This window comes from Amycolatopsis sp. NPDC059027 (genome assembly GCF_042739735.1).
Lineage (GTDB): Bacteria > Actinomycetota > Actinomycetes > Mycobacteriales > Pseudonocardiaceae > Amycolatopsis.
This window is the reverse complement of the sequence record NZ_JBHYIK010000130.1, coordinates 1-4944: the sequence shown is the minus strand read 5'-3', so window position 1 is coordinate 4944 and position 4944 is coordinate 1. Positions and strand designations below refer to the sequence as shown.

Here is a 4944-nt window from a genome sequence, read left to right as displayed (position 1 = left end):
CTTCCCGTCTGCTCTGGGTCATTCCCCCCCCTTGCCTGGCTAGAAACCCCCCCTTCAGCGCGTCTAACGAGACGAACGTCCCCTTCAGCTCAGCCGGGTGCTGAGCGGGGAGGCCGAGAGGCTCAGCTCTTCGAGGTCGAGTTCCCGCAGCACCTTCCGCAGGATGTCGTCGTCGAGGCGGTGGGCCTCCCGTTCGGCCAGCAGCGCCTGCCGTTGCGCGACGAGCATTTCGCCACGCGCCCGGTGGAACGCCGCGGTCCGGCTGCTCGCGCGTTCTTCGGCGGACAGCGAGATCGCCTCGATCGCGGCCCGGTATCGCGTGTCGACGATGTTCCGCAGCCGCTCGCGAAAGCGTTCCGCCCGCTCGGGTGGAACGTCCATAGTGGACAGCTGGGTCGCGATCAGCTCGTCGAGTTTCGCCAGCGCCGCGTCCTTGGCCGCGGTACGCGCGGCGATTTCCTCCGCCTGGTCGCGTGCGGCCTCGTCCGGATCCTGCACCTTCAACGCGCGGATCAGCGGCGGCAGGGTGAGGCCCTGGATCAGCACGGTCCCGATCGCGACGGAGAAGGCGAACAGCTGGATCTCGGCGCGGCCGGGGGTGGCCACCGGAACACCGGACGCGGCGGCGAGCGTGACGACCCCGCGCATGCCCGCCCAGGCGATCACCAGATTTGACCGCCAGGACTGCGACGGCCCTTCGCGGCGGAACAGGCGCAATCCCCGTGGCAGATAGCTCATCCCGAGCACCGCGGGTATCCGGACGAACATCGTCACCGCCAGCACGATGACGGCGACGAGCGCGAGCTGCCCGTTGCCGCGGGCGGCGTGGTCCGCGGTGTCGAGCACGAACGGCAGCTGGAGGCCCATCAGCGCGAACACCAGCGCCTCCAGCAGGACGTCGATCGAGGCCCACACCGAAGCGTCCTGCGCACGGGTCGCGGGTGAGGCGTTGAGCGATCCGCGCCCGAGGTACAGCCCGGCCGTGACGACGGCGAGCACACCGGAACCGCTGAACCCGGTGCCGAACGGGTGCAGATGCTCGGCGAGCACGTACGCGGCGAAGGGCACGATGATCCCGAACGCCGACTCCAGCAGCGGATCGGTGAGCCTGCGCCGGATGAGGCCGACGATCATGCCGATCACCAGGCCGACCGCGATCCCGAGCACGGTGGCGACGACGAACACCGCGAACCCGTGCCCGATCGAGCCCGCCGTCCCGGCGACCGCGGCCAGCGCGACCTTGTACAGCGTCAGGGCGGCCGCGTCGTTGACGAGGCTTTCCCCGGTCAGCACGGCCATGATCCGGCGGGGCAGCCCGAGCTTGCTGCCGACCGCGACCGCGCTCACCGCGTCCGGCGGGGCGACGACGGCGCCGAGCACGAGGCAGGTGGCGAACGGCAGATCGGGCAGCAGCAGGTGCACCACCACCGCGACGACGACCGCGGTGAGGCCCACCAGCAGCACGCCGAGCGCGATGATCGGGCGCAGGTTGTCGCGGAACTGCGTGATCGAGCTGTCCAGCGACGTCGAGTACAGCAGTGGCGGCAGCACCACGGTGAGGATCAGTTCGGGTGCCAGCTCGATCCTCGGCACACCGGGAATCAGCGCCACGGCGAGCGCGACCACGACGATCACCAGCGGCGCGGACAGGTTGTACCGGCGGCAGAGCGCGGTCAGCCCGAGCGACCCGGCGAGCAGCCCCATCAGGGTCAGAACATCCATCGACGACCTCCGAAGGCGATCTTCGCCCATCGGCGCCGCGCGGGCAGGAGATGCCGATCGGGGTGCGGGTGTCCCGCAAGTTTCAGGCGAGGCGGGTACTCACCGGGGTCTCGTGGCGGAACAGGTCGAGCACCGGGCAGTGCTCGTCGACCTCGCGGCGCAGCTGCTCGTACTGGTCGCGGGTCGCGGGGCCGTCGAGGTCGACCGACACGCGGACGTCGCCGAAGCCCGGCCGGGTGTTGAGCGAGAAGCCGAAGAAGCCGTGCAGATCGAGGTCGCCGTCCACAGTGACCCGGACCGAGCCGAGCGGGATGCCGAGCTTCGCCGCCCAGAACTGGTACGTGATCACCTGACACGAGCCGAGCGCGGCGAGCGCGTATTCGACCGGGTTGGCGGCGGTGTCGGTGCCGCCGAGCGCGCCGGGTTCGTCGACCGTGAAGGTCTTGTCGCGCACCTTGACCTCGACGACGGTCGCGGTGCCGGGAGCGAGCGTGTTCGCGACGCGGAAGGACACCGCGGCGTTGTGCAGGTCGTTGTCGATGGCGTCGCGCGTGCCTTCGATAACGTCGATGAGCGACATGACTACTCCTCGTAGGGATAGGGGCGTAGGTCACAGCGTCCGGATTTCCCGCTCTTCGCGCGCGGCTTCCCAAGTCCTGGGAGCGGAATACCGTCCCGCCGCGAGCCGTAGTCCCGATCATGACCATCGGAGTGACGCTGCCCGCCGGGGAAAACCCGTCCCCGCACAACACCGTCGACGAACTCATCACCCAGGCCCATCAAGCCGCCGACGCCGGGCTCGGCTCGGTCTGGTTCTCCCAGCTCTTCGGCTACGACGCCATTTCCCTCGCCGGACTCGCCGGTCGCGAGGTGCCGGACATCGAAATCGGGACCTCGGTGGTGCCGATCTACCCACGCCATCCGCTGCTCGTCGCGGCACTCGCGCAGACCGCGCAGGCCGCGGTCGGCGGCCGGTTCACCCTCGGCATCGGGCTCGGCGCCAAGGAATTCCTCGAACCCGTCTACGGCCTCCCGTACGCGCCGCCGATCCGGCATCTGCGCGAATACCTGACCGTGCTGCGCACCGTTTTCGCCGGGGAAGAGCCGCGGTTCGACGGCGAGACGTTCGCCGCGCGGCCGCCGTTCCCCGCCGTGCTTCCTGGCGCCACCGAGACCTCGGTCATCGTCGCCGCGCTCGGGCCGCAGGCGCTGCGGGTGACCGGGGAACTCGCCGACGGCACGCTGACGTTCCTGGCCGGTCCGAAAGCGCTTTCCACGCTGATCGCGCCGGTGCTGACCGAGGCCGCGTCGAAGGCGGGACGACCCGCTCCGCGCGTCATCGCGGCCGTGTCCGCGGTGGTGACCGACGACGTCGACGCCGTGCGCGCGAACGCCCTCGAGAAGCTCGCCTTCTACGGTGATCTCCCGTCGTATCGGCGGCTTCTCGACGCCGAAGGCGTTTCGCACGGCGCCGATCTCACGCTGATCGGCGACGAGGCGACGGTCGAGGCCGGGATCCGCCGGTACTTCGAGGCCGGTGCCACCGAGATCGTCGCGTCCCAGACCGGGCTGGGTTCGGCCGAGGACCGGCTGCGTACCTGGAAGTTCCTCGGCGAGCTGAAGAGCCGCTTGTGATTCTTTGACCGGCTCGGGGATGGTCAAGGGAATCGGGGCCGTGTTTCCGCCGAGTGGAAGCACGCTGGTTTGTGTCGTACCTCACGGGCATACTGTGCGCCATCCGTACGATTGTGCGGAGAACGTGCACTGACGCACCCCGGAGGTCCCCATGTCCCCTGGCGCCCCGACCACCGCGGCCCGGCACTGGGTCGTCCCACTGGCCTGGGCGGCTGTCCTGCTCGACGGGTTCGATCTCGTCGTGCTGGGCACCGTCCTGCCGGTGCTGCTACGCGGCCACGTCTGGGGCCTCGGCCCCGGCACGGCCTCGGTGATCTCGACCGCCGGCCTGGTCGGGATGACCTTGGGCGCGCTCGCGATCGGCACGGTCACCGACGTCATCGGCAGGCGGAAGGCGTTGATCACGGCGGTCGTGTGGTTCTCGGTGTGCACCGCGCTGTGTGCGCTGGCGCCGTCCGCGTTCGTGTTCGGGCTGCTCCGGTTCCTTGCCGGGCTTGGCCTCGGCGGCTGCCTGCCGACGGCGATCGCGCTCGTGTCGGAGTTCGCCAGGAAGGGCCGTGGCGGCAGCGCGACCACCACGGTGATGACCGGCTACCACGTCGGCGCGGTGCTCACGGCGTTGCTCGGCATCGTGCTCATCTCGCCGTTCGGCTGGCGCGCGATGTTCGTCGCAGGTGCGCTGCCCGCACTCGTGCTGGTGCCGCTCATGCTGCGCTACCTGCCCGAGTCCGAGCAGTTCGAACGGGTGCGGCAGGCCCGCCAGGCCGCTGACGCGCCTGCCGGGAACGTCGTGGCCGGGCTGTTCCGCGGTGGCCTGCTACGGGCGACAATCGCGTTCTGGGTGACCTCATTCATGGGACTGCTGCTGGTGTACGGGCTCAACACCTGGCTGCCGGAGATCATGCGGCAGGCCGGATATCCGCTCGGCGCGTCGCTCGGTCTGTTGCTGACGCTGAACCTCGGCGGTGTCGCCGGGCTGATCGTGGCCGGTCGTGTCGCCGACCGCGTCGGTGTCCGGCCCGCGACCATCGGCTGGTTCGTCCTCGCCGCGGTGTTCCTGGCGGTGCTGAGCGTGCGGCTGCCGTCGGTCGCGCTGTACGCGGCGGTGTTCCTGACCGGCGCGTTCGTGTTCAGCGCCCAGGTGCTGGTGTACGCCTACATCGGCAAGCGCTACCCGGACGCGATCCGCGCGACGGCGCTCGGCTGGGCAGCCGGTGTCGGCCGCACCGGCGCGATCTGCGGCCCGATCCTCGGCGGGGCTCTGCTCGGCGCGGGAATCGCCTATCCGTGGGGTTTCTACGCCTTCGCGGGGGTGGGTGCGCTGGGTGCGCTCGGCGTCGTCGCAGTGCACTCCAGAAAGGCGAACTCCGCTCCGGAAGCCGTTCCCGCGCCAGGAACTCGCCCAGCTGCCTGACCGCGCTCTGCCCGCGAGTGTCCACAGTATCTGACCATTGTGGACACTCAGAGGCCTGGGGTTCTCGGGGGTCATGCGCCCCAATGTGGTGGACCGCCCCGGGTTTGTTGGAGGTCGATCGTTCTGGGAAGGATGAGCGGCGTGGCGAGCAGCAGGTTTCCGCGGGAGTTGAA

The 4944-nt window shown here is 70.0% G+C and carries 4 protein-coding genes; 2 read left to right on the top strand and 2 right to left on the bottom strand.

The window, feature by feature from the left end; translation table 11 throughout:
• Positions 1 to 84: 84 nt before the first annotated feature.
• Together ACFWY9_RS43720 and ACFWY9_RS43715 are read right to left on the bottom strand one after the other, a co-directional pair.
• The gene (locus ACFWY9_RS43720; RefSeq protein WP_378341670.1) at positions 85 to 1722 is read right to left on the bottom strand and encodes a Na+/H+ antiporter; all 1638 of its coding nucleotides are present in this window, start codon (positions 1720 to 1722) and stop codon (positions 85 to 87) included.
• An 82-nt stretch (positions 1723 to 1804) separates the two neighbouring features.
• Entirely contained in the window at positions 1805 to 2302 is a 498-nt protein-coding gene (locus tag ACFWY9_RS43715) for an OsmC family protein (RefSeq protein ID WP_378331783.1), read from the bottom strand.
• Positions 2303 to 2421: 119 nt separating this feature from the next.
• Between ACFWY9_RS43715 and ACFWY9_RS43710 the strand changes: the two genes are divergently transcribed.
• Positions 2422 to 3357, top strand: a complete 936-nt coding sequence (locus ACFWY9_RS43710; protein WP_378341669.1) for an LLM class F420-dependent oxidoreductase — start codon at positions 2422 to 2424, stop codon at positions 3355 to 3357.
• A 151-nt stretch (positions 3358 to 3508) separates the two neighbouring features.
• Positions 3509 to 4771 (top strand): MFS transporter, encoded by a 1263-nt coding sequence (locus ACFWY9_RS43705; protein ID WP_378341668.1) that lies wholly within the window; start codon positions 3509 to 3511, stop codon positions 4769 to 4771.
• Positions 4772 to 4944 lie beyond the last annotated feature (173 nt).